The sequence below is a fragment of the Variovorax sp. HW608 genome, assembly GCF_900090195.1.
Lineage (GTDB): Bacteria > Pseudomonadota > Gammaproteobacteria > Burkholderiales > Burkholderiaceae_C > Variovorax.
In genome coordinates this window covers 5,331,260-5,355,916 of sequence record NZ_LT607803.1, presented here as the reverse complement: position 1 = coordinate 5,355,916, position 24,657 = coordinate 5,331,260, and the positions used below count along the sequence as shown (strand labels likewise).

Genomic DNA, 24,657 nt, shown 5'->3' with positions numbered 1-24,657 from the left:
AGTTTGACTGTATTTTTATGCGGCGTATCCGCTTAGCTCCACTGACTGAAATAACTGGATGTCCATCCAGCAATACTAGTCCTTTTGGCGCCCGGCCGCACCTGCCTGGACCACGTCCTCGTAGGTCACCGGAGCGGTGACCACGGACTGCTGCAGGAGCCGGTAGAACAGCATGCCGCGCGAGCTCGATGTGCGGCGGTTGAAGCGGAAGACGAACTCATCCAGATAGGCGTCCAGGTGCTCGGGCTGCACCGAGCCGTGGTGGGTGCCCAGAATCCAGCGCTTGACCAGCGCCGCCACCCGGTGCACGCCGGCCATGGACACATGGGCGGGCGCGTCCGAGCCCAGCATGACCGTGCGCTGGTGCTCGTAGCCCAACTCCTTCAGCGAGCGATAGGCCGCGGAGCCGTCTGTGCACACCTGGGTGCCCGGCTCGACGGAGTCCTGCACGAACGGGATGACATGGGCGGCGGAATCCCTGGGGATGCGGCGCAGGCGAATCCGGCCGAACCCCTTGGGCTCCAGCAACTCGACGGCCACCGCGACCAGAATCTTCGAGGTATTGCTCTTGCGCCCCTGCGGTGAGGCGGGCGCTTCGCGGTCCGTCAGCGCCAGATAGGTTTCATCCACCTCCACCACGCCGTGCAGGCGGTCACGACCCGGGCGCACCATCGCGCGGCGAAACCGGTGCAGCATGGCCCAGGCGGTTTCGTAGCTGCCCAGGCCGAGCACGCGCTGCAGGCCCAGGGCGCTGACGCCTTGCTTCTGGTTGGTCAGGTACCAGGCCGCAGCCAGCCACACGCGCAGCGGCGTTCGCGTCTTCTCGAAGATGGTGCCGGCGGTCACGCTGCCCTGGTATTTGCAGTCCCGGCACATCAGACGGGTGCGGCTGGCACGGTACGGCTCGGCCGTGCTGCCGCAGCGCGGGCAGACGAATCCAGCGCCCCAGCGCAGCCGCTCCAGGTAGGCCAGACATGCCTCCTCGGAGCCAAACCAGTCGAGAAACTCGTTCCAGTTTCGGGGGTAGTCCTTCCCGGCTTCCGGTACTACGATATGGACATCCATCCAGTCATTGTGCGCCGAGTGGAGCTAACTGGATACCCCTTATTTTTATACAGTATTTCTGCAATCGGGAAGAGAATTTTCTTGCAATCCCGAGCAGCCATCCTGGGAACCGCGGCAAGCCTGCGCAAGCGCGCAGTCTGCTCCGGATACTGCGCCCGATGACCGATGCAGGCGCCCTCCTCCTCACCCGCGCCCGGCTGCTGCGGCTGGGCATGGCGCTGTGTGCCGGCGCCGCGATCCCGACGTCCCCCACGCTCGCGCAGCAGCAACAGCCGCCAGGCAGGCCCCGCATGAACACTCGCCCCATCCCCTCGACGCAGGAAGCCTTGCCGGTGGTCGGCTGCGGCACCTGGCTCGGCTTCGACCAGCGCCCGGGCACGCCCGAATACCAGCGGCTGCCCGGCGTGCTCGACGCGCTGTTCGCAGCCGGCGGCTCGGTCGTCGACAGCTCGCCGATGTACGGCCGCTCCGAGGAAACCACCGGCGAACTGCTGGCCGCGTCGAACCAGCACGCGAAGGCATTCCTCGCGACCAAGGTCTGGACTTCAGGGCGCGAAGCCGGCATCGCGCAGATGGAGCAGTCCTTCACCCGGCTGCGCACCCAGCGCATGGACCTGATGCAGGTGCACAACCTCGTCGACTGGCGCACGCAACTCGCGACCTTGCGCGGCTGGAAGGACCAGGGCCGCGTGCGCTACCTCGGCATCACGCACTACACCGCCTCGGCGTACGGCGAAGTCGAATCGGTGCTGCGCGCGCAGAAGCTCGACTTCCTGCAGATCAACTACTCGCTCGACGCACGCGACGCAGAAAGGCGCGTGCTGCCGCTGGCCGCCGAACGCGGCGTGGCGGTGATCGTCAACATGCCCTTCGGCGGCGGCGGCCTGCTGCGCCGCCTGCGCGGCAAGCCACTGCCCGACTGGGCCGCCGAGATCGACTGCACGAGCTGGGCCCAGGTGCTCATCAAGTTCGTGCTGAGCCACCCGGCCGTGACCTGCACCATCCCCGGCACGGGCCGCGCCGAGCACATGGCGGAGAACGCGGCGGCTGGCGCGGGGACGATTCCGGATGCGGCGTTCTGGCGGCGCAACGCCGCGTCGCTGACGGTCTAGGCGCCACCCCAGACACCCCTCGGAGACCCGCGCAAGCCGCGAGGGCGCTGCCTCGCGCGCGAAGGTTTTTGCGCGACGGCGTCAAACGAAGACCGATTTGGATATCCATTTCTCTAATCAATCATTTGACGGCAAATACTTTCCGTTAATCACGTACGTAGGGTATTTCATCATCATTTCAAAGACCATTGCGAATACATTCGTCGCCCAGTCGCGCACATCTTTGGCACCGCAGGGAGACACATCAATGAGCAGCCATTTCGAGACGATTGCGAACCGGGAAAAAGGCCTTCACAAATCGCTCACCGCCGGCCAGATGGCCATGATCGCAATCGGCGGGGCCATCGGCACCGGCCTGTTCCTCGGCAGCGGCTTCGCGATCGGCATCGCGGGCCCGAGCGTCCTGATCAGCTATGCCATCGGCGGACTCATCGCGCTGCTGCTGATGGGCTGCCTCGCCGAAATGACGGTGGCGCATCCCACCTCGGGCTCCTTCGGCGCCTATGCCGAGCACTACATCGGCCCGTGGGCCGGCTTTCTCGTGCGCTACGCGTACTGGGCCTGCATGGTGCTCGGCGTGGGCACCGAGGTCACCGCGGTCGGCGTGTACATGGCCTACTGGTTTCCATCCGCGCCGCAATGGATCTGGGTGCTGCTGTTCTCCGCCGCGCTGGTCGCGGTCAATGTGATGAGCGTGAAGTCCTTCGGCTTCGTGGAGTACTGGTTCTCGACGATCAAGATCGCGGCCATCGTCGGCTTCATCCTGATCGGCGCGTACGTGGTGTTCGGCTCGCGCCCCGCCGGCGTCGGACTCGACAACTACACCGCGCGCGGCGGCTTCTTCCCGAAGGGTGCGTGGGGCACCTGGGTGGCGGTGGTGGTGGCGATCTTCAGCTATCTGAGCATCGAGATGATCGCGGTCGCCGCCGGCGAGGCGCAGGACCCGGAGCGCGCGGTCACGCGCGCCTTCCGCGCGACCATCGTGCGGCTGGTGGTGTTCTACCTCGCGTCGATCTTCCTGATGCTGGCCATCGTGCCGTGGAACGCGGCCAGCGCCGACAAGAGCCCGTTCGTGAAGGTGATGGAGATCATCGGCATCCCCGGCGCGGCGGCGGTGATCAACTTCGTGGTGCTGGTGGCGGCGCTGTCGGCGATGAACAGCCTGCTCTACATCTCCACGCGGATGATGTTCAGCCTCTCGCGTGCCGGCCATGCGGCCGAGCGCTTCGGGCGCGTGAGCGCCAGCGGCGTGCCGGTGGATGCGCTCGCGCTCTCGTGCGCCGGCATCGCGGTCGCCACGCTGGTCAGCGTGATCGCGCCCCAGGAATCCTTCGGGCTCATGATGGCCATCTCGATGTTCGGGGCCATGTTCACCTGGTTCATGATCTTCATGACGCACGCCTTCTTCCGCCGGGCATGGGTCGCGCAGGGCAACGCACCCCTCAGCTTCCGAATGTGGGGCTTCCCGTGGCTCACGCTGCTCGGGGCGGCGTTGATGCTGGCGGTCCTGGTCACGACCTACTTCACGCCGATGTTCAGGCTGACGCTGATCGTGGGCGTGCCCTTCCTGCTCGCGCTGCTGGCGATCTACTGGCTGCGCTATCGGCCGCAGCAGGCGCAACGAGCCGTCGACCCGGCCGCTTCGCCGATGCGCAACTGACCGGCCGCTACTCGAACTTCACGTTGTGCTCCCGCACGGTCGCGCCGAAGGCGTCGTACTGCAGGCGGAAGAAGTCCCGGAACTTCTCGGGGCTCATGCCGTAGCCCTCGAAGCCCTGCTGAGCGAGCTGCTTGCGCACCTCGGGCCGCTGCAGCGTGTTCTGCAGCTCGCGCGACAGCCTGTCGGTGAGGGCCTGCGGCAGCCCCGGCGGTCCGAAGAAGCCGGCCCACGGCGTGATCGTGAGCTTGCCCAGGCCGAGCTCGCCGCCGGTCGGCACATCGGGCAGCAGGTCGCTGCGCTCGGGCAGCAGCGTGACCAGCGCGCGGATGCGCCCGTCCTTCACGTAGGCCGGCGCGAGCGTGCCGGTGGTGAACATCATCTGCACCTGGCCGCCGAGCAGATCGGTCATGGCCTGCATGTCGCCCTTGTAGCGCGCATTGACCACCTTGCGATCGCCCAGCAGTTGCAGCATCGCGAGCTCGGAAGCGCTGTTGCTCGACGCCGAGTTGTAGCCACCCGGCTTGGCCGCGACCAGCGCGAGCAGCTCGTTCACGCTCTTCGCCGGCAGGCTCGACGGCACCACGAGGAACATCGAGAACTGGCCGGCCGAGCTGATCGGCGTGAAGGCCTTGAACGGGTCGTAGGGCGGCGTCGGCCGCAGCGTGGGTGCCGCGACCATGGCCGTGTTGGTGCCCATCAGCAGCGTGTAGCCATCGGGCTTCGCAGACGAGGTGGCCTGCGCCGCGATCACGCCGTCGGCGCCGGGCCGGTTGTCCACGATCACCTGCTGGCCGAGCTGCTTGGACAGGCCGTCCGCGATGATGCGCGTGAGCGCATCGGCGCCGCCGCCGGGCGCGAAGCCCACGATGAGGCGGATCGGCCTCTGGGGGTACGCCTCATCGGCATTCGCCCCGAAGGGCAGGCTCGTCAATGCGGCCGCGCCCCACAGGGCCGCGGCGGTCAGGGTTCTGCGTCGCATGGTCTCGTCCTTCTAGAAGCGGTCCTGGCCCGATGCCTTGGCGCCCTCGGTGCGCACCAGCACCGCGCCCTGCGAGAGCGGTCCGACGTTGCGCCGGTACTGCTGCAGCCAGCCGGTGTCATGCAGCCGCGGCGGGGGCTGCCAGTCGTCGCGGCGAGCCTGGATTTCGGCGTCGGTCAACGCAACGTCGAGACGGCGCGCGTCGAGGTCGATGGTGATGACGTCGCCATCGCGCAGCAGGCCGAGCGGCCCGCCGAGCGCGGCTTCGGGCGACACTTCGGCGACCACGAGCCCCTTGCAGACCAGGCCCGAGAGATGGCCGTCGGTGAGCAGCGCCACCTCGTCGCCGAGGCCCGCGCCGTCGAGCGCGAACACCACGCGCGACGCCCCGCCCCCCATGGCCGGTCCGCCGCAGGCACCGGCGCCGCGCATCACCATCACCTGCCCGGGCACGATGTCGCCCTGCTTGAGCGCCGCGATGGCGGCATCGGCGGTCCAGAAGCACACCGCGGGTCCGGTGAAGCGCCGCACCTTGCGCTTCGCGATGCCGGTCTTGATGAGGCCGGACTCGGGCGCGATATTGCCGCGCAGCAGCACGATCGCGGGCAGCGGCGCCACCGGGCGGTCGATGGGGCGGATCACTTCGGCATTCGCGACTTCGGTGTCTCGCAGTTCATCCGCGAGCGTGCGGCCGGTGACGCTGCGCGCGCCGGTGTCGAGCAAGGGTTCGAGCTGCTTCAGCAACGCGCGGCAGCCGCCGGCGGCCTCGAAGTCCTCGATCGAATTCGTGCCCACGGGCCGCACGCCGGACAGCACGGGCGTGGTCGGGCCGAGCTTTTCGAACAGGCCGTAGACATCGACGCCGGTCTGCCCTTCGGTCGCGACGGCCTGCAGATGCTTGGCGGTGTTGAGCGATCCGCCGACCGCGAGCACCGCGCGCACCGCGTTCGCGAAAGCGCCCGGCGTCAGGATGTCGCGCGGCTTCAGGTCGTCCCACACCATCTGCACGATGCGCGTGCCCGCGGCGCGTGCGTCGGCCATCATCTTCGGGCTCAGCGCCGCCACCGGTGCGCTGCCGGGCAAGGCCATGCCGAGCGCCTCGCAGACGATGTGCATCGAGTTGGCCGTACCGAGGCCCGAGCACACGCCGGGCCCGCGGATCGCCTCGCGGCTCATGCCCACGAGCTCTTCCACCGGCAGCTTGCCGGCGACCGCATGCATCGCGCCGATGAACACCTCCTCGATGTCCACGTGGTGGCCCCGGTATTCGCCGCTGGGCTGGTAGCCGCAGGGCACGAGCAGGGTCGGAATATCGAGCCGCGCCGCCGCCATGAGCTGGCCCGGCACGGTCTTGTCGCACGAGGTGAGGCAGACCATGCCGTCGAGCTGCGCGCCTTCGACCGCGACCTCGATGTCGTTGGTGACGAGGTCGCGCGCCGCCAGCATGTAGGCGCCGCGCGCACCCGCGCCGGTGATGAAGTCGCTGGGCGCGGCGGTGCGGATCTCGAAGGGCACGCCGCCGGCTGCGCGGATCGCGGCCTTCACTTCGGCGGCGACCGTGTCGAGGTGGCTGAAGCAGGCCGCGAGTTCCGAGGAGCTGTTGACGATCGCGATCTTGGGCTTCTCGCAATCCTCCTCGGGAATGCCGAGCGCGCGCCAGTGCGCATTGCGCACCGACCAGAGGTAGGAGCCGCGCGGAAAGTTGCTGCGCAGGGGCCGGGGCATTGGAGTACCTTCGCGCAGCAGCGCTTCGGTATTCGCCTTCGGAGCGGCCGGGCGGCTCATGCTGTGTCTCCTGGTCGTGATTTCTTGAAGATCTCTACCACGCCGCGATCGGCGTCCACGCGCACCCAGTCGCCGGTCTCGATGCAGGCGAGCGGATCGCGATCGAAGTCGGTCATCGCAGGCGCGTGCGTGACCACCGCGCCGAGCGCCATCTTGGTCGTCATCTCGTTGAACAGGAACGCCGCGGGCGCAGTGTTCATGAGCCGCGTCATGTGGAACATGGCCGACCAGCCGGACGAGCCCTTGGCGCCCGGGAAGACCAGCACCTTGCCCGCGAAGCTCTGGCCGCGCAGCGCATGCCGAGTTTCGATGACGGTGCCGGTGCGCGGATCGATGCCGCCCCAGCCCGAGATGCGGTCGCGCGTGACCAGGGCCTCACCCTCCGACACGCCGCCCACGACCCTGCGGCCGCGGATGACGATGGTTTCTTCTGCAATGACTGTTGCGCTCATTAGATAACCTCCGTGCTTCGCACTGCGGTGCGAGCCCCCTTCGGAGCGGCCGGGCGGGGGCTCATGCCTGGAATCCTTTCCAGCGGCCGGTGCAGGCCGCATCGATGCATTCGGCGGTGCTGCCGAACCAGGCCTGCACGCCGAGGATGGCGGGCAGGTAGTGGGCCTGCTTGGCCGAATCGAGCGCGACGGTCTTCGTGCCCCTGGGCACCGCGCGGCTCATGGCGGAACAGCTGTCGGTCATCAGGATGCCGCCCGCGTCTTCGATGATCTTCGTGTAGCCGTTGCGGTCGGCCAGCGACTTGATGGCGCGCGGCGTGAAGATCCACAGCTCGCAGTCCGGATGCACCTTGCGCCCTTCGAGGAGCTGGGCCGCTTCCCAGATCTGCTCGATCGTGTAGTGCGGGCAGCCGAGCATCACGTACTGCACCTCGGCCTCCCTGCCGGTGCTGTTGATCTTCTCGTAGGTGGCGCGGCGCTCGGCCTCGCCATAGCGCAGCACCCGGGCGGGCGCGCGTCCGCCGAGCGCCTGCTCGAGCGTGAGCGCCTCGGGCGTGACGCCGACGATGTGGTACATCTCCACGCCGCCCGAAGATGACGCGGCGGCGCCGAAGTGCTTGAGGCGCGGCAGGTTCGGCACGCGCGCAATGCCGCGCCGGCTGTGCACCACGGGCACGCGCTCCTGCACCTGGTCGCCGATGTAGTAGCCGAGCAGGCCCCAGTCCTGCACCGACTCGACCTCGATGTCGAGCTCGACCACATGCGTGGCGCGGCGGTTCTCGTCCAGGTGGTAGCCCCAGTACGGGATGCGGCCGGTGAGCATCGCGGCGCCGGTGCTCTCGCGGCCCTCGGTGTTGGTGCGCGCGCCGAGCACCGAATTGCAGTACACGACCGCCGACGACTCCATCCACGCGCAGTGCTCGCCGCGCGTCGGGATGTTGCCCACCTGGTAGGGCGTGCAGGTGTTCATGATCTGCGCGCCCAGGCTCGCAGCGTGCCGCTCGCTCTTGTCGTAGAAGCGCACGATCTCCTCGCTCACGCCCATGCGTTCGGGCTGGCCGGGGTCGAAGCCCAATTGCAGGTGGCTCGTGAACACCTTGAACTTCGGGATCTCGACCGTCTCCTGGCTGTCGAGGCTGAACTCGGAGAACACCGCATCCATGCCGCCGCCGCGGGCCAGGGCGAAGTCGCGCTGGAACGGCGTGGTCGATGTGATCGAAGCGCAGACGTTGCGCGTCTCGACCAGCCGCTCGGCGTCCAGGGCCTCGCCGTAACGTATCAGCAGGTCCATCGCCTTCTGCACGGCCGGTCCGTCGCGGCCGTCGCGCATGGCTTTTTCTTCATCGCTCAGGTGCATGCCTGTGTCTCCGTTCTTCGTGATCGGGGGAATCCCCGACTGCTAGCCCGACGAGGGTGTGGGTACGTGGCCGCCGATGTCGCGCGCGATGGTCAGCGCGATGTCGTGCAGCCGGGGTGCGAGTTCGTTGCGCAGCCGCTCTTCGGTGAAGACGAACGCCGCGCCGCCGCCGTTGAGCGCCATGACCTCGCCGTCCGGGCCGATCAGCGGCACCGACACCGAGTTGATTTCGCGGTGGAACTCGCCGAGCGAGAGGCAAAAGCCCAGCCGCTTCGATTCGCCGATGGCGCGGTTCATCGCGGGCTCGATGCCGCCCCACTCGGGCCCGCGCAGCAGGCGCATCGAATCGACGAGCTGGTTGCGCTGCGCCTCCGGCAAGGCCGACAGGTAGGCGCGGCCGAGCGCCGAGTTGGCCAGCGGCGCGCGCGAACCGACGTCGAGCCGCGCCGACAGCATCGACGAGCGCGGCCGGCAGGCCTCGATCAGCACCATCTCCATGCCGTCGCGCACCGCGAGGTAGACCGATGCGCCCATCTCCTCCGCCATCGCCTGCATGCTGGGACGCGCGACCGCGCGCACATCGAGGCTGCCGAGGAACACCCGCGCCAGCGACACCACGCCCGGGCCGAGCATGAAGCGGTCGGCCGCCGGCGCCGGCTTGAGCATGCCCATGGCGAGCAGCGTGGCGACCAGCCGGTTCACCGTCGGGCGCGGGATGCCGGTCATGCGCGCGACGTCGGCATGGCCGAGCACCGGCTGCTCTTCGCTGAAGCAGCGCAGCACCGAGATGCCGCGCTCCAGTGCGCTCACGGTGTCGGAGCGTTCGCCGCGCGCATCGGCCGTCTCGGCGGCGGAAATGGAGAGGTCGTTCTTGTCAGTGGCCATGGTGGAACCCTTGGGAAGTGGCTCCAATGTAGAGGCTCGCACAGTGAGGTCCGACGGTGGCATGGGGCGCCCTCAGAGGCCCGCCTCGGCCGTCGCCATCACTGATGCGGCATGGCCCTGACCCGCGCCGGGACGCAGGTAGACGCCCTGGCGCAGCAGTTCGGACTGCAGCGCGCCGACATCGACGAAGCGCGGCGCGATGCCGCCGCGCGAGGCCAGCGCCGCCGCCACGCCCGCGGCCTGCCCGGTGATCCAGCACTGCGGGATCTCGCGCATGAACCCGTGCGAGTTGCGGTCGCACGAGATGTGGCGTCCGCAGGCCAGCAGGCCGTCGAGTTGCTGCGGCACCAGCGCGCCATAGGGAATGGAGATGTTCGGGAACTTCGGCGACACCGCGGGCGACACGCCGATCTCGTCCGCCAGCGCCACGCCGTCGGGCCACTGGCTGCGCAGCACGGCGCCCACGCCGCTGAGCCGGCGCGCATGGCGCACGCCGATCTGCGGCGCGCTCAGCATCAGGAAGGCATTCTCGAAACCCGGCGCATGGGCGCGGAAGTAATCGAGGTGCTGCACCATCGCGCGGTGCGAGCGGACTTCCACCGCCGTGAGATCGTCCACGTCGAGCGCCGAATAGCCCGACTGGCGCGGCCCCATGAACAGCGCCACGTCGTTGCGCCACGAGACGAAGGGCCGCTCGAACAGGCCGCACTGCTCGCGGCCGCGCGCCATGAAGGCGGAGAAGGCTTCGGGCTGGCCGGCCTTGAATTCGATCCAGCGGTTCATGTCGACGCCGCCGAACAGCCACGAGGTGTTCATGCAGTGGTGCACGTCGGCTTCCTCGATGTCGTTCACGTAGGCGGCGCCGGCGCGCGCGAACAGGTCGCCGTCGCCGGTGGCATCGACCACCACGTCGGCCATGATCGCCATGCGCCCTTCCTTGCTCTCGAACACCACGCCCTTCACGGCGCCGTCCTGCACGATCGGAATCGCCGCCCACGAGTGGTAGATGAGCTTCACGTCGCGCTCCAGCACGATCTCCTGCGACAAGAGCTTGAGGCGCTCGGGGTCGATGGTCGGCGACCAGGTGACGATGCCGTGGTAGGCGGCGGTGCGCTGCGACCAGTGGGCGGCCTTGGCCACGTCCTGCGAACCCCAGTCGCCGCGCGCGGGGCCGGCGATGGCGTCGGCCGGCAGGCGGTCGAACAGCTCCTCGGCAAAGCCGCGGATGACCAGCCGGCCCTCCCAGTCGGTCATGCGGTCGATCCAGATAACGAGGCCGCCGGTGGACAGGCCGCCCAGGTGGTTGTAGCGCTCGAGCAGTGCGACGTCGGCGCCCGCCTGGGCGGCTGCCGCGGCGGCGGCGGTGCCCGACGGACCGCCGCCCACCACCAGCACGCCGCAGCGGTGATAGATGGGGATCTCCTTGCCGGGCTCGGCCCAATGGCCGTGGTCGGGCCGCCTGGCGCGGCTGTCGCGTTCGAAGATGTCCGAGGACAGGATGCGCTCATCGGTGCGGACGACAGTTTTCATGCGTTCGTTCGGAGATGTCTGATTCGATGGATCGGATGATATTTTGATTTCGCTTTCCATTTTTCGAATTTATTATCCCTTGTTCTCAGGGTATTCCCTGAACTATTATCAGTTTTATGGACATGATGATTGGTATCCGTGAATAACACAGAGACATTCATCATGAAGTTCGACGCTGTCCGGCGCGCCTTCGGCACCGCGCTCGGCGCCGCGGCCCTGCTCGGCCTGATGCCGGCGGCTGCGAGTGCGCAGGCCTTTCCGGTTGCGGGCAAACCGATCCGCATCGTCGTCGGCTTCACCGCCGGCGGCGGCACCGACGCGCAGGCGCGCATCGTGGCGCAGAAGCTCGGCGAAGTGCTGAACACCGCCGTGATCGTCGACAACAAGCCGGGTGCGAGCACCATGCTGGCCGCCAGCGAGGTCGCGCGCGCCCAGCCCGACGGCTACACGCTGCTCTACGCGCCCTCCTCCACGATGGCGCAGAACCCGCACACCTTCGCGCAGGTGCCCTACGACCCGTTCAAGGACTTCACCGCGATCTCGATGGGCGGGCGCGGGCCGCTGGTCCTGTCGATCAGCACCACGGTGCCCGCCGCCAGCGTGAAGGAACTGGTCGCCTACGTGAAGGCCCATCCCGGCAAGGTGAGCTACGCCTCGTTCGGCACCGGCACCTCCTCGCACATCTACGGCGAGGCCTTCGTGAAGAAGACCGGCATCGACGCGGTGCACGTTCCGTACAAGGGCGGTTCCGACGCCGCCCGGGACCTGATCGGCGGGCGCGTGCAGTACATGTTCGACTCGGCCTCGTCGGCGGTCATCGCCTCGGCCACGGGCAAGGTGAAGATCCTCGCGGTGGCCGCCAGCGCACGCATCGCCGCAATGCCCGAGGTGCCGACCTTCGCCGAGGAGGGATTCGCCGGACTCGACCTGCCGAGCTGGCTCGGCTTCTACGGACCGGCGCGCATGCCGGCGCCGGTGGTCGCCACGCTGAATGCGGCGCTCGCGAAGGTCCTGGCGATGCCGCAGGTGCAGGAGTTCTACCGCAGCGGCGGCTACGAGGCCGGCGCCACCACATCGGAGGAATTCGCCAGCATCACGCGCTCCACCTACGAGCGCTGGGGCACCATGGTCCAGCAAGTCGGATTGACCAAGCAATGAGCACCATGCAGCCGAATCCGAACCGCCGCCGTTTCTCCACCTGGCTTGCGCTGTGCGCGGGCGGCGCGCTGCCGCTGGCCGCATCCGCCGCCGCGCCCTTTCCCGAGAAGGGCCGCACGATCCGCATCGTGCTCGGGCTCGCCGCGGGCGGTGCCTCCGACGCGCAGGCGCGCTTCGTCGCCAACAAGCTGGCCGAGGTGCTGCAGACGCCGGTGATCGTCGAGAACCGGCCGGGCGCGAGCTTCATCCTCGCGACCGAGGAAGTCATCCGCTCCGCGCCCGACGGCTACACCTTCATGTATGCGCCCTCTTCCGTGGTGGCGCAGAACCCGCAGACGCTGGCGCAGGTGCGCTACGACCCGTTCAAGGACCTGACCCCGATCTCCCTCGGCGCGCGCGGTCCGCTGGTGCTGACGGTGCATGCGAGCGTGCCCGCGAAGACGGTGCAGGAACTGATCGCCTACGTCAAGGCCAATCCGGGCAAGATGAGCTACGCCTCCTTCGGCACCGGGACTTCGTCGCACATCTACGGCGAGGCCTTCGCGCGCCAGGCGGGGCTCGACGTGGTGCATGTGCCCTACAAGGGCGGCAGCGATGCCGCCAAGGACTTCCTCGCGGGCCGCGTGCAGTACTACTTCGACGCGGCGCCCAATGCCATCCAGAACACTGCCACCGGCAAGGTCCGCATGCTGGCGGTCGCCGCGCCGAAACGCAGCCCGATGCTGCCCGACGTGCCGACGATGGCCGAACAGGGCGTGAAGGGCGTGGACATGGCGAGCTGGCTCGGCTTCTACGGACCGCCGCGCATGCCCGAAGCGGTGGTCGCGCGGCTCAACGCGGCGCTGGCGGAGGTGCTGGCCATGCCGGCCACGCGCGACTTCTTCCGCCAGGGCGCCTATGAGGCGGAGTCGTCGAGCCCGCAGGCGCTGGCCGCGCTTACGCGATCGACCTACGACGAATGGGGCGACATCATCCGCAAGCTGGGCCTGGCCAGGCAGGCGCAGTAGTAGCGACGGACCGGCCCGGCCGGCCTCGCCTCAGCCGCGCCCGGGGAGCCGCTTGCCCATGCTGATGCGCGGCTCCACGCAAAAGCCCAGCGCTTCGTAGAAGCCGACCACCTGCTCGTTGCTGCTGACGATCTGGAGATTGATCTTCGGGCAGCCGAGCGCCGAAAGCGCCCGCTCGGCGTGCCGCACCAGCGCGGCGCCGATGCCGCGGCGGCGATGGGACGGATCGACCGCCACGGAGTAGATCCAGCCGCGATGGCCGTCGAAACCCGCCATCGTGGTGCCGATCACCGCGCCGCCTTCGAGCGCGACGAACAGCAGGCCGTCATCGGCCTTGAGCTTCAGGTCGAGCGAGTAGTCCGCGTCGTTGTGCGGCGTTCCATAGTCGAAGGTCTTGCGCCACAGCGCGACGACACCGGCGCGGTGGACCCCATCGGAATAGGTGGCGATCACCGTGGTCACTGGACTACCCTCGCGCAGCGGCGCTTCGGGATTCGCCTACGGGCGGCCGGGCGGCTCACTGGACTACCCTCGCGCAGCAGCGCTTCGGGATTCGCCTTCGGAACGGCCGGGCGGCTCACTGGACTAACCTCGCGCAGCAGCGCTTCGGGATTCGCCTTCGGAACGGCCGGGCGGCTCATGCGCGCGCCTCCGCGAGGAAGCGCAGCACCCGCGCGTTGACTTCATCCGCGCGCTCGAACTGCACCCAGTGCCCCGCCCCGTCGATCACCGTGCCTTCGCGCAGCGGGTGGTCCCGGACGAGCTCGCCCACCAGCGGCCGCGGATCGGCCGTGACGTCGTACTCGCCCCAGACGAGCAGCTGCGGCCCGCCGATGGTGTCGAGTGCGGACTGCAGGCCGCCGGACTGCGAAATCTCCTTGCTGCGAAAGCGCGTGCCGTGGCACGAGATGTCGTGGATCGCGAAGGCCAGCGCGTCGATGGACGACTTCTCGTGCAGCATCAGCGCGGCGAGGTTGTGCAGCAGTGCGGCACGTTCCTCGTCGCGGTCGGCGGCGGCACGCCAGTTGATCATGTCCGCCTTCATGCGGCGCAAGGTGCCGTGGCCGCCGCTGCCCATCAGGACCATCCGGCGGATGCGGCCGCGCCGCGCGCCGAGCCTGGACGCGATCAGGCCGCCGAAGGAGAAGCCGCCGAGGTCGATCCCGGTTTCCACCCCGACGAGGCTGTCGAGCGTCGCGCCCAGCGTGTCGAGAAAGGCATCGAGCATCGGCTGCCCCGGCGCCGGTTCAGGCATCGCATCGGAATCGTTGAAGCCCGGCATGTCCGGCAGCCACAGGCTGCGGCCTGCCGACAGCGCCCCGATGTTGCGCAGCCAGTGCATCCAGCTGCCATGGCCGCCGTGCAGCAGCACCAGCGGCGGATTCGACGTGTCGTTGCCGAAGCGGCGCCATCGCACGCGGACACCGCCGTGTTCGACATCGTGGTGGGTGGCGAGCGCGTCGACGCGCTCGATCAGGCGGACGGCTTCCGCCTCCGCGCGGGGTTCGTAGGTCGAGAAATAAGGCACCGGCGCATTGTGACGCGCCGGCGGGCTATCCGAACCTGAAGCTCGACACCGCGATGCCGCCCATGAAGGCGTCCTCGTGGTAGACGCGCTCGCCCGCCTCGCCTTCGGCCGCGCCGACGGCGACCATCAGCGGGATCAGGTGCTCCTCGCGCGGATGAGCGATGCGCGCGGCCGGCGCGGCCGACCATTGCAGCAACTGTTCGTTGCGCTGCCCGGCTGTAGCGCCGACCACCGCGGCGTTCAGCCAGTCGTCGAACGCCTTCGACACATCGCGCGCCTGCGGCCCGAAGGCGCGCAGGTTGTGGTAGCTCAGGCCGCTGCCGACGATCAGCACGTTCTCGTCGCGCAGCGGCGCGATCGCACGGCCCAGCGCGATGTGCTCGGCCGGATCGAGCCCGCGCCGCAGCGACAGTTGCACCACCGGGACTTCGGCCTTCGGATAGATCGCAGCCATCGGCGAGAACATGCCGTGGTCGAAGCCGCGCGCGGGATCGATGCGCACGGGCAGCCCGGCCGCTTCGATCAGCGACTGCACGCGGCGCGCGAGTTCGGGCGAACCCGGGGCGTCGTAGTGAATCTCGTAGGTGTGCGCCGGAAACCCCGCCGTAGTCGTAGATCATCGGCGGGCGCGGATTGCCCTGGACGGTGAAGGCCGACTCCTCCCAGTGCGCGGAGACCATCAGGATCGCGTCGGGCCGGCGGCCGACCTGGCGCGGCATGTCGGCCAGCGAGGCTTCGAGCTTGTCGTAGGCGTGGCCCATTTCCTTCTTCATCCACGGCCAGGGGCCGCCGCCGTGCGAGATGAAATAGGTGGGAAGACGTGGGGTGTTGCTGGTGGATTGGCTCATGGATCGCTCCTTGAGAGCGAGTCTATGGATTTCCAGGGAAGAAATCGATAGGCTAGGATTCATCGATTCATTTCTCCAGAGGAAACCGGGATGGACCGCCTCACCAGCCTGCGCGTGTTCCGCGAAGTGGTCGAATCCGGCAGCTTCGTCGCCGCGGCCGATCGCCTCGGGATCTCGGCGCCGATGGCGAGCAAGCATGTGGCGCAGCTCGAAAGGTCGCTCGGCGCGCGGCTTCTTCACCGCTCGAGCCGCCATCTGAGCCTCACCGAGGCCGGGCAGGCGTGGTACGAACAGAGCGGCCGCGCGCTCGACCTGCTCGACGCGGCCGAAGCCGCCATCGGCCACACCAGCGCCACGCCACGCGGCCAGCTCAAGGTCAGCGCGCCGGTGTGGTGCGCCACGCCGCGATTCGCGCGCGTGCTGGCCGGCTACCGCGAGCAATGCCCCGAAGTCGTGGTCGACATGCACCTGGAGAACCGCAAGGTCGATCTGGCGGCCGACGGCTACGACCTCGCGCTGCGCGCGACGCAGGAGCCGTCGCCGGCGTTGATCGCGCGCCCGCTGTGCAAGCTGCAGTTCCATCTGGTGGCCACGCCTGCGTGCATCGCGCGCGGCGGTCTGCCGGCTTCGCCGGCCGATCTCGCGAAGCTCGATGCCATCGTGCCCAGCTATGTCAACCTCGAAGGCTTCGCACTCAAAGGTCCCGGCGGCCGCCAGGCGCCGCTTCGGCTGCAGCCGGTCATGAAGTCCGACGACACCAACCTGACGCTGCACGCGGTGCACGCGGGCATCGGCATCTCGTTCCTGCCCGAATGGCTGATCGACGAGGACCTCGCCGCGGGCCGGCTGGTGCGGCTGGTGGCGGACTACGCGGCGCCGCCGGTGACCCTGTTCGCGGTGTACACGAGCCGGCAATACATGGCGCCCAAGCTGCGCAGCTTCATCGATTTCCTCGGCGCGCGCCTGGGCGGGGCCTAGCACGCATTCCCCTCGCGTGCATAGCCATTTGGCGCGCACAGGGCCGCGGGCGCCGGTACAGTCGGCCCCTCACCGGAGACCGTTCGCCTTGTTCCGCTTCTTCGAAAAACGCCTCGACGCCTACCCGCGTGCCGAACCCGGGCTGCCGCCGCACGGCTTCCTCGCCTTCGTCTGGTCGTGCACAGAGGGGCTGCGTGGCGCGATCGCCGCGATGGCGCTGCTGACGGCGGCGATGTCGGCCTTCGAGGCGCTGCTGTTCGCGATCCTCGGCCGCATCGTCGACTGGCTCGGCGGACAGGCGCCCGCGCGCTTGTGGGAAGAGCGCGGCACCACGCTGGCATGGCTCGGCTTCGCGCTGGTCGCGAGCATCGCGGTCGTCGCGCTGCAGACCATCGTCAAGCACCAGACGCTCGCGATCAACCTGCCGATGCGGCTGCGCTGGAACTTCCACCGCCTGATGCTCGGCCAGAGCATGGCCTTCTACCAGGACGAGTTCGCGGGCCGCATCACGGCCAAGGTCATGCAGACCGCCCTCGCGGTGCGCGACACCATCTTCGTGCTGGCCGACGTGCTGGTGGCGATGTGCGTCTACGTCGCGACGATGATCGTGCTCGCCGCGGTGCTCGACCGCCAGCTGATGCTGCCCTTCGTCCTCTGGCTCGCGCTCTACATCGCACAGCTGGTCTTCTTCGTGCCGCGCCTGGGCCACATCGGCAAGGCGCAGGCCGATGCCCGCGCGTCGATGACCGGGCGCGTGACCGACGCCTACACCAACATCGCGACGGTCAAGCTGTTCTCGCACGCGCACCGCGAGGCCGGCTTCGCGCGCGCCGCCATGCAGGAATTCATGCACACCGGCTACGGCCAGATGCGGCTCGTGAGCGCCTTCGAGATCACCAACCACACCCTCAGCATGGGCCTGACCGCCGGCATGGCGGGCATGGGGCTGTGGCTCTGGTCGCAGGGCGCGATCGGCGTCGGCGCGGTGGCTGCGGCAACCGCGATGGCGCTGCGCCTGCAGGGCATGTCGCACTGGATCATGTGGGAGATGACCAGCCTGTTCGAGAACATCGGCACGGTGCAGGACGGCATGAAGACGCTCTCGCGCCCGCGCACGGTGGTCGACGCGCCGGACGCCGCCACGCTCGACGTGCCGCGCGGCGAGGTCCGCTTCGAGCATGTGAGCTTCCGCTACGGCGATGCGGGCCGGCGCGTGATCGACGACCTCACGCTCACCGTCGCGCCGGGCGAGAAGATCGGCCTGGTCGGCCGCTCGGGCGCGGGCAAGTCGACGCTGGTCAACCTGCTGCTGCGCTTCCACGACCTCGACAGCGGCCGCATCCTCGTCGATGGTCAGGACATCGCGCACGTCACGCAGGACAGCCTGCGCGCCCACATCGGCATGGTGACGCAGGACACCTCGCTGATGCACCGCTCGGTGGCCGACAACATCAGCTACGGCAGGCCCGACGCCACCGGCGCCGCCATCCGGACCGCGGCCGACCGAGCCGAGGCGCATGCCTTCATCCAGACGCTGGGCGATCCGGCCGGCCGCAAGGGCTACGAGGCCCACGTGGGCGAACGCGGCGTCAAGCTGTCGGGCGGCCAGCGCCAGCGCATCGCGATCGCGCGGGTGATGCTCAAGGACGCGCCGATCCTGCTGCTCGACGAAGCCACCAGCGCGCTGGACTCCGAGGTCGAGGCCGCGATCCAGGCCAGCCTCTACCGCCTGATGGAAGGCAAGACGGTGGTCGCGATCGCGCACCGCCTGTCGACCATCGCGGCGATGGACCGGCTGGTGGTGCTCGACGAAGGCCGCGTGGTCGAGGAAGGCGACCACAAGACCCTGCTCGCGAAGGGCGGTCTCTACGCGCGGCTCTGGGCGCACCAGAGCGGCGGCTTCCTCGGCGACGGCAGCGAGGACGAGGACGCGGAAGAAGCGGAAGCGTCGACAGCCTGACCCGCGAGTCCTACAGTGGGCGGTGCAGCCCGCCGACACCGGCGGGAGGCGCGATGGGCATTCTGAAATCGTCTTCCATAGAGGAGTTTCAACCGTGAATTCCATCATCTACATCGTCGGTCTGGTCGTGGTCGTGGTCGCCATCCTGTCGTTCTTCGGCCTGAGATGAGGCCCACCCCCGTTGCTTGCTCACTTCGTGTGGCCGCCTCCTCCCTCAAGGGGCGCACCCGGCGGCCCGGCAGAGCCGGTTCCGCGGGTGCCTGCGAAGGGGCCTGCTGCGCGGCCTCCGCTGAAGACCCTCTCCTTCCCCTGCGCATGGAGTTGATGAGGCCGTAGCCGCGGCCATTTCTTGGGCGTTGCTCCCGGGTCGCCACGGGCATAATTTCCCGCTCCCCTCCGGTGCGCCGGAGTGCCCGCTCGCCGTCAAACAAGAAAGCTGTCGAACCCCGTGGCGCATCCCTCTTCGTTCCAGGACGCAACGCTCACCGAAGCAGTGCGATTGATCGAAGAGGCCGGCCCGCTCGAGGATTCGCAGGCGCTGCGCGAAGCCGCCGGCGCCGACCCCGGTGCGGCGGGCCGCATCGCCCAGCGCGCACGCATCCTCGCCGGGCGGACGGGGCTCGTCGCCGAACTCGCAGGCGCCCGCGCGTGGGCCCCGTGGGTGCTCCTCGGGCTGGTGGCGCTGATCGTCATCGCGGGCCTCTCGCTGGCCGGCAACGTTCTCGGCGGCGGTGAGCGGCGGATCAACGTCGTCGTCGCGCTCGCGAGCCTGCTGGGCCTGCACCTCCTCACGCTGCTGCTGTGGCTGATCGGGCTTTTGGTGTCGCCCGGCTCCTTCAACGCCTCCTTCGGCTGGATCTGGATCGCGCTCACCGCGCGCGTCGCGGGCGGCCGCCAGGGCCAGGTGCCGGTGCTGCTGCGCGCCACGACAAGGCTGCTCGCGCAGGCGCGGCTCTTGCCCTGGGCGCTGGGCTTCGTGAGCCATGCCATCTGGGCGCTGTCGTTCGCGGTGGTGATAGCGGCCATGCTGTTCGCGCTGGCGTTCCGCAACTACGCACTGAACTGGGAGACGACGATCCTCGATCCCGATTTCTTCGTGCAAGGCGTGCAGTGGCTGGGCCGCTTGCCAGCATGGCTGGGGTTTCCCGTTCCGGACGCGCAGGCGGTGCGCTCGCCGCTGGCGGCGGCATCCGGGCAACGCGCGTGGGCGCTCTGGCTCACGGGTTGCATCGTGGTCTACGGGCTGCTTCCGCGCGCCGCCTTCGCGCTGCTGTGCGCCGCGGTCTGGCGCATGCGCAGGCAGGCGCTCGCGCCCGATCTCTCCCTGCCCTACTACCGCAAGCTGATCGCGCGCTTCGACGCGCTGACACCGCCCAACATCGTCGATGCCGATCCCGGCCAGTCGCCGCACCTCGCACCGCAGCATCTGCCTTCGGCCGACGCCACCGAGACGCTGATGGCGATCGGCTTCGAACTGCCCGACGAGCTGCCCTGGCCGCCCGCCGCGCTCGACATGCGCGGCGCCCGCGCGATGCGCATCGACGGCAGCGCCGCGGCGATGCGGCAACTGCAGGGCACGCTGGCGCGGCTGCGGCCGCGCCGGGTGCTCGTCGGCTGCCACGCGGGCTCCAGTCCCGATCGCGGCACCGAGCGCTTCCTGCGCGAAGTGCTGGCTCTGTGCAGCGATTGCCGTCTCTGGCTCTTCGGCACGGCGGACGACGAGGCACGCCGGCGCTGGCACACCTGGCTGGGCGATGCCGGGCTCGACGGCATCCACGCCGGCGACGCGCTGGAGCCTATGCTCCACGACTGGACATGACGACCGACAAGCCCATCCGCATCGCCGTGGTCGGCCACACCAACGCCGGCAAGACTTCGCTGCTGCGCACCCTCACGCGGCGCGTGAACTTCGGCGAGGTGTCGCAGCAGCCGGGCACCACGCGCCATGTCGAATCGGTGGACCTCGAAGTCGGCGGCAAGCCCGCGGTGCGCTTCCTCGACACGCCGGGCCTCGAAGATGCCGTCGCGCTGCGCGAGCACCTCGAGATCTTCGACAAGGGCCTGACGCCGCCCGACCGCATCCGCCGCTTTCTCCAGGGCCCCGAGGCGCATGGCGTGTTCGAGCAGGAAGCCAAGGTGCTGCGCGCGATGCTCGAGATCGATGCGGCCTTTCTCGTGATCGATGCGCGCGAACCGGTGCTGCCCAAGTTCCGCGCCGAGATCGAACTGCTCAACGCCTGCGCGCGGCCGGTGCTGCCGGTGCTGAACTTCCTGCACGGCGCCGCGCACCGCGAAAACGCCTGGAAGGAACTGCTGTCGGCCTACGGCCTGCACGTGGTGGTGCGCTTCGACGCGGCCGCCCCTTTCGTCGGCGCGGAGCGCGAGCTGTACCGCGATCTGTCGACGCTGCTGCGGGACCGGCGGGCCGCCCTGGACAAGGTCGCCGCGTCGCTCGATGCCGAGTTCGCGCAGCGCCGGCGGGCTGCGTGCCAGCGCATCGCCGAACTCCTCGTGGACGCCACCGCGATGCGGCGCACCGCGACGGCCGCCGAATTCGCCGACGAGCAGGGACGCCACGCGCTGGTCTCCGGACTGCAGCAGTCGCTCTTCGACAAGGCGCAGCGCTCTGCCGACGATCTGCTCGCGCTCTACGGCTTCCGCGAAGGCGATGCCGACGAGGCGCCGCTGCCGGCGATCGAGGGGCGCTGGACCATGGACTTCTTCCACCCCGAGGCGCTGAAGGACGCCAGCATCCTGCTCGGCAAGGGCGTGGCCGTGGGCGCGGCGGTGGGCGTGGTGGCCGATCTCGCGCTGGCCGGCCTTTCGCTCGGCACCGGCGCGGCGCTCGGCGGCGCCATCGGCGGCGCGATGTCGCAAGGACTCGGCCCGCTCGGACGCAAGCTCGCCAACAAGCTGCGCGACGTGCACGAACTCACCGTCGAGGACCGCGTGCTGTTCGTGCTCATGGGCTGGCAGCTTCGGCTGCTGCGCGCGCTCGAGTACCGCGGGCATGCGGCGCTGGACCGCATCGGCGCCGATGGCCCGGGCGGCATCGACCAGCGCGCACTGGCCGAGGTCGTGCGTACTGCACAGCCGGCGCGCAGCCATCCCGATTGGGAGTCCGGCACGCGCCTGCGCTGGCGCGAGGCGCCGCAGCGGCAGGACCTCGCTTCGCACGTGGCGGGGCGGCTGCGGGAGGCCATCGAGGCCAAAGGCGGCGCGACCACGCCCTGATTCCGGCATGATCCAAGGCATGGAAGACATCGACCCCCGCCCCCTCGCGATCATCAAGGTCGGCGACACCTTCGAGCCGCTGCGCGAACGCCGCGGCGACTTCGAACACTGGATCGCCGCCGGGCTCGGCGACACGCAGCTCCCCGTCGTGGTGCTCGACCCGCGTCGCGGCGACACCCTGCCCGATCCCGCCGCGCTCTCGGGCGCCATCGTGACCGGCTCGCACGCCATGGTGTCGCACCGCGAACCCTGGAGCGAAAGCACCGGCGCATGGCTCAGGCAACTGGTGGCCCGTCACACGCCGGTGCTCGGCATCTGCTTCGGCCACCAGTTGCTGGCCGATGCGCTCGGCGGCGAGGCCGGCGACCATCCGGTGGGCATGGAGATCGGCACGGTTGAGGTCGAACTCAGGCCCGAGGCGGCGCACGATCCGCTCACGCGCGGACTGCCGAAGCGCTTCGACGCCCACGTGGTGCACCGGCAAAGCGCGCTGCGCCTGCCCGCAGATGCGGTGCTTCTGGCGGGCAATGCCTTCGAGGCGACGCAGGCCTTCCGCATCGGCGACAGCGCCTGGGGCGTGCAGTTCCATCCTGAATTCGACGACGAGATCATGCGCGGCTATGTCGAGCACCTGGCGGAGCCGATTCGAGCCGAGGGCGCGGACCCCGGCGCCGTCGAGGCGCGTGTGAAGCCGACGCCCGCGGCCGCAGGGCTGCTCGGACGCTTCGCGCGCATCGTCGAGGCGCGCGCCGCGGCATCGGCGTAGCGACTCCACCCGGCCGCCCCGACTTGCGCTAAGGTGTGCCGCAGGTCCGACCAAGGAACAGCCCATGCCCCACACCGCCTCCGGCGCGCGCCCGGCCCCGAAGCACTTCTCGATGATCCGCGGCTTCCATCTCGCGGACTTCTTCACGCTCGCGAACGCGGCCTGCGGCGTCGGGGCGATCTTTCTCGCGATGGCCTTCATCGCCAGCCAGTCGCTGGTGCACTTTCTGTGGGCGGCTGCGCTCGCGCCGGCAGCCTTCGTCTTCGATGTGTTCGACGGCCGCATCGCGCGCTGGCGGCAGACCAATTCGGCGCTCGGCCGCGAGCTCGATTCGCTGGCGGACGTGATCTCCTTCGGCGTGCTGCCCGCATCGCTCGCCTTCGCGGCGGGCCTCAACGGCGGCTGGGACTGCGTGATCCTGGTCTACTTCGTCTGCTGCGGCGTGAGCCGGCTCGCGCGCTACAACGTCACGGCTGAAGCGCTCTCCGAAGGCGGGGACAAGGTCAGGTACTTCGAAGGCACGCCCATTCCGACCAGCGTGGTGCTGGTCGGTATCCTCGCGCTCGCCGCATGGCAAGGCCGCATCGGCAGCAACATCTGGGGCGGCGCCTGGACGCTCCGCCCGTGGCTGCTGCATCCGCTCAGCCTGCTGTTCGCCCTCTCCGGCACCTTGATGATCAGCAAGACCTTGCGCATCCCCAAGCTGTAATCGCGCTGCGGCAGCAGGTCCCTAGAATGCCCGCATCGTCATTGCCGGCCCGCATCGCCACATGACCGCTTCGCGCGCAATCGCTGCCTTCCTCCTCGGCCTGCTGCTCACCGGCTGCGCAAGCCTGCCGGCCAGCGTCGAGCGGACCCCGACGAACGCACTCACGAACACCGCCGACACGCGCCTGGGCCAGGCGGTGCGGCCGCTGGCAACGGCGCATCCGGGCAAGTCGGGCATCCATCCGCTGGTCGTGGCGGAAGACGCCTTCGCCGCGCGCGTGGTGCTCGCAAGGCTCGCCGACCGCAGCCTCGACCTGCAGTACTACATCTGGCACGACGACACCACGGGCCAGCTGCTCTGGCAGGCGGTCTGGGACGCCGCCGAGCGCGGCGTGCGCGTGCGGCTGCTGCTCGACGACGCGAACACCCGCGGGCTCGACCCGACGCTGGCGGCACTCGACGCGCATCCGAACATCGAAGTCCGGCTCTTCAACCCGTTCGCGAACCGGGGCTTGCGCGCCGGCGACTTCATCTCGGACTTCTCGCGCGTCAACCGCCGCATGCACAACAAGTCCTTCACCGCGGACAACCAGGCGAGCATCGTCGGCGGACGCAACATCGGCGACGAGTACTACGGCGCCAACATGGAAGTGGGCTTCCAGGACCTCGACGTGCTGGGCATCGGCCCGGTGGTGCAGGAAGTCTCCAGCGAGTTCGACCTGTTCTGGAACAGCGCCTCCGCCTATCCCGCCGCCAGCGTGATCGCGCCCGCGCAGCCCGCCAGCGCAGCGGCGCTGCGCGAGGCATGGGACAAGGTCCATCAGAACCCCGAGGCCGTCCAATATCTGGAGGCGGTGCGCCAGACCCCGCTGCTGGCGCAACTGGCCGACAAGAACGTCGACTTCGAGTGGACCACCGCGCGCGTGCTGCATGACGACCCCTCGAAGGTGCTTCAGCCCACGGACCGCCGCGACCTGCAGATGCTGCCGCAGCTCCTTGCGGCCATGGGCCACCCGAAGCGCGAGCTCGATCTGGTGTCGCCCTACTTCGTGCCCGGCGCCGATGGGACCAAGTCGCTCGTCGAACTCGCGCAGAGCGGCGTGAAGGTGCGCGTTTTGACCAACTCGCTCTCGGCCACCGACGTGAGCCCGGTGCATGCGGGCTATACCAAGTACCGCGGCGAATTGCTCGAAGGCGGCGCGGTGCTCTACGAGCTGAAGCCGGGCGCGGCCGTACCGCCGCCCGAAAAGGGGAAGGACGATGACAGGGCGCGCGGGCTCCCGGGCAGCGGCAGCCGCGCGAGCTCGGCCGCGAGCCTGCATGCGAAGACCTTCGCGGTCGATCGCGAGCGCATCTTCGTCGGCTCGTACAACCTCGACCCGCGCTCGGCCAGGCTCAACACCGAGATGGGCGTGGTCATCGAAAGCCCGGCGCTCGCCGGCATGCTGTCGAAGCAGTTCGACACCACCATCCCCACACGGGCCTACCTCGTGCGCCGCCAGCCCGACGGACACGGGCTCGAATGGGTCGACGTCGAGCCGACCGGCGAGACGCGCCATTCCTCCGAGCCCGGTGCGGGCCCGGTGAAGCGCCTGTGGATCGACTTCCTGGAAATCCTGCCCATTGAATGGCTGCTCTGAACGCT

General features: G+C 69.2%; 21 protein-coding genes and 1 pseudogene. 12 read left to right on the top strand and 10 right to left on the bottom strand.

What is annotated here, in order from left to right:
• Positions 1-75: 75 nt before the first annotated feature.
• The gene (locus tag VAR608DRAFT_RS25400; RefSeq protein ID WP_088956592.1) at positions 76-1,065 is read right to left on the bottom strand and encodes an IS1595 family transposase; all 990 of its coding nucleotides are present in this window, start codon (positions 1,063-1,065) and stop codon (positions 76-78) included.
• Positions 1,066-1,223: 158 nt separating this feature from the next.
• On the opposite strand from VAR608DRAFT_RS25400, the gene VAR608DRAFT_RS25395 reads away from it, so the two are divergent.
• On the top strand, positions 1,224-2,177 hold the full coding sequence (locus VAR608DRAFT_RS25395) for an aldo/keto reductase (RefSeq protein WP_088956591.1): 954 nt from the start codon (positions 1,224-1,226) through the stop codon (positions 2,175-2,177).
• 247 nt (positions 2,178-2,424) lie between these two features.
• Positions 2,425-3,837 (top strand): amino acid permease, encoded by a 1,413-nt coding sequence (locus VAR608DRAFT_RS25390; RefSeq protein WP_088956590.1) that lies wholly within the window; start codon positions 2,425-2,427, stop codon positions 3,835-3,837.
• A gap of 7 nt (positions 3,838-3,844) precedes the next feature.
• On the opposite strand, the gene VAR608DRAFT_RS25385 is transcribed toward VAR608DRAFT_RS25390, so the two are convergent.
• The 6 genes from VAR608DRAFT_RS25385 to VAR608DRAFT_RS25360 form a co-directional block, all read right to left on the bottom strand.
• On the bottom strand, positions 3,845-4,816 hold the full coding sequence (locus VAR608DRAFT_RS25385) for a Bug family tripartite tricarboxylate transporter substrate binding protein (protein ID WP_088956589.1): 972 nt from the start codon (positions 4,814-4,816) through the stop codon (positions 3,845-3,847).
• A gap of 12 nt (positions 4,817-4,828) precedes the next feature.
• Positions 4,829-6,541: a dihydroxy-acid dehydratase gene (gene ilvD / locus VAR608DRAFT_RS25380; RefSeq protein WP_088958968.1), complete on the bottom strand. Its 1,713-nt coding sequence runs from the start codon at positions 6,539-6,541 to the stop codon at positions 4,829-4,831.
• 56 nt (positions 6,542-6,597) lie between these two features.
• Entirely contained in the window at positions 6,598-7,053 is a 456-nt protein-coding gene (locus VAR608DRAFT_RS25375) for an aconitase X swivel domain-containing protein (protein ID WP_088956588.1), read from the bottom strand.
• Between the two features lie 61 nt (positions 7,054-7,114).
• Positions 7,115-8,410, bottom strand: coding sequence for an aconitase X (locus VAR608DRAFT_RS25370; RefSeq protein WP_088956587.1), 1,296 nt, complete (start codon positions 8,408-8,410; stop codon positions 7,115-7,117).
• Positions 8,411-8,452: 42 nt separating this feature from the next.
• The gene (locus VAR608DRAFT_RS25365) at positions 8,453-9,295 is read right to left on the bottom strand and encodes an IclR family transcriptional regulator (protein ID WP_088956586.1); all 843 of its coding nucleotides are present in this window, start codon (positions 9,293-9,295) and stop codon (positions 8,453-8,455) included.
• Between the two features lie 72 nt (positions 9,296-9,367).
• Positions 9,368-10,825 carry an FAD-dependent oxidoreductase gene (locus VAR608DRAFT_RS25360; protein WP_088956585.1) on the bottom strand — a complete coding sequence of 486 codons (1,458 nt, stop codon included), beginning with the start codon at positions 10,823-10,825 and terminating at the stop codon, positions 9,368-9,370.
• Between the two features lie 162 nt (positions 10,826-10,987).
• On the opposite strand from VAR608DRAFT_RS25360, the gene VAR608DRAFT_RS25355 reads away from it, so the two are divergent.
• Together VAR608DRAFT_RS25355 and VAR608DRAFT_RS25350 are read left to right on the top strand one after the other, a co-directional pair.
• On the top strand, positions 10,988-11,983 hold the full coding sequence (locus VAR608DRAFT_RS25355) for a Bug family tripartite tricarboxylate transporter substrate binding protein (RefSeq protein WP_088956584.1): 996 nt from the start codon (positions 10,988-10,990) through the stop codon (positions 11,981-11,983).
• A gap of 5 nt (positions 11,984-11,988) precedes the next feature.
• Positions 11,989-12,990, top strand: a complete 1,002-nt coding sequence (locus tag VAR608DRAFT_RS25350; protein WP_231973602.1) for a Bug family tripartite tricarboxylate transporter substrate binding protein — start codon at positions 11,989-11,991, stop codon at positions 12,988-12,990.
• A gap of 30 nt (positions 12,991-13,020) precedes the next feature.
• Here the strand turns inward: VAR608DRAFT_RS25350 and VAR608DRAFT_RS25345 are convergent, their stop codons facing one another.
• The 3 genes and pseudogenes from VAR608DRAFT_RS25345 to VAR608DRAFT_RS25335 form a co-directional block, all read right to left on the bottom strand.
• On the bottom strand, positions 13,021-13,452 hold the full coding sequence (locus VAR608DRAFT_RS25345) for a GNAT family acetyltransferase (RefSeq protein WP_231972957.1): 432 nt from the start codon (positions 13,450-13,452) through the stop codon (positions 13,021-13,023).
• A gap of 175 nt (positions 13,453-13,627) precedes the next feature.
• On the bottom strand, positions 13,628-14,518 hold the full coding sequence (locus VAR608DRAFT_RS25340) for an alpha/beta fold hydrolase (protein WP_088956581.1): 891 nt from the start codon (positions 14,516-14,518) through the stop codon (positions 13,628-13,630).
• A gap of 25 nt (positions 14,519-14,543) precedes the next feature.
• A pseudogene (locus VAR608DRAFT_RS25335) lies at positions 14,544-15,366 on the bottom strand (DODA-type extradiol aromatic ring-opening family dioxygenase).
• A 90-nt stretch (positions 15,367-15,456) separates the two neighbouring features.
• On the opposite strand from VAR608DRAFT_RS25335, the gene VAR608DRAFT_RS25330 reads away from it, so the two are divergent.
• The 8 genes from VAR608DRAFT_RS25330 to VAR608DRAFT_RS25300 all read left to right on the top strand — a co-directional run bounded on the left by VAR608DRAFT_RS25330 (position 15,457) and on the right by VAR608DRAFT_RS25300 (position 24,652).
• A complete protein-coding gene (locus tag VAR608DRAFT_RS25330) occupies positions 15,457-16,344 on the top strand; it encodes a LysR family transcriptional regulator (protein WP_088956580.1) in 888 nt (295 codons plus the stop codon).
• An 88-nt stretch (positions 16,345-16,432) separates the two neighbouring features.
• The gene (locus VAR608DRAFT_RS25325; RefSeq protein WP_088956579.1) at positions 16,433-18,304 is read left to right on the top strand and encodes an ABC transporter ATP-binding protein; all 1,872 of its coding nucleotides are present in this window, start codon (positions 16,433-16,435) and stop codon (positions 18,302-18,304) included.
• 22 nt (positions 18,305-18,326) lie between these two features.
• Positions 18,327-18,473, top strand: coding sequence for a hypothetical protein (locus tag VAR608DRAFT_RS37240; protein ID WP_157731116.1), 147 nt, complete (start codon positions 18,327-18,329; stop codon positions 18,471-18,473).
• 279 nt (positions 18,474-18,752) lie between these two features.
• Complete coding sequence (locus VAR608DRAFT_RS25320; RefSeq protein ID WP_231972956.1) at positions 18,753-20,123, top strand: DUF2868 domain-containing protein; 1,371 nt, start codon at positions 18,753-18,755, stop codon at positions 20,121-20,123.
• Entirely contained in the window at positions 20,120-21,538 is a 1,419-nt protein-coding gene (locus VAR608DRAFT_RS25315) for a GTPase/DUF3482 domain-containing protein (protein ID WP_088956578.1), read from the top strand. The genes VAR608DRAFT_RS25320 and VAR608DRAFT_RS25315 overlap by 4 nt, the downstream gene beginning before the upstream one ends.
• Positions 21,539-21,557: 19 nt before the next feature.
• A complete protein-coding gene (locus VAR608DRAFT_RS25310; RefSeq protein ID WP_088958966.1) occupies positions 21,558-22,304 on the top strand; it encodes a glutamine amidotransferase in 747 nt (248 codons plus the stop codon).
• Positions 22,305-22,368: 64 nt separating this feature from the next.
• Positions 22,369-23,013: a CDP-alcohol phosphatidyltransferase family protein gene (locus tag VAR608DRAFT_RS25305; RefSeq protein WP_088956577.1), complete on the top strand. Its 645-nt coding sequence runs from the start codon at positions 22,369-22,371 to the stop codon at positions 23,011-23,013.
• Positions 23,014-23,074: 61 nt separating this feature from the next.
• A complete protein-coding gene (locus VAR608DRAFT_RS25300; RefSeq protein WP_088956576.1) occupies positions 23,075-24,652 on the top strand; it encodes a phospholipase D family protein in 1,578 nt (525 codons plus the stop codon).
• The last annotated feature ends 5 nt before the right edge of the window (positions 24,653-24,657 follow it).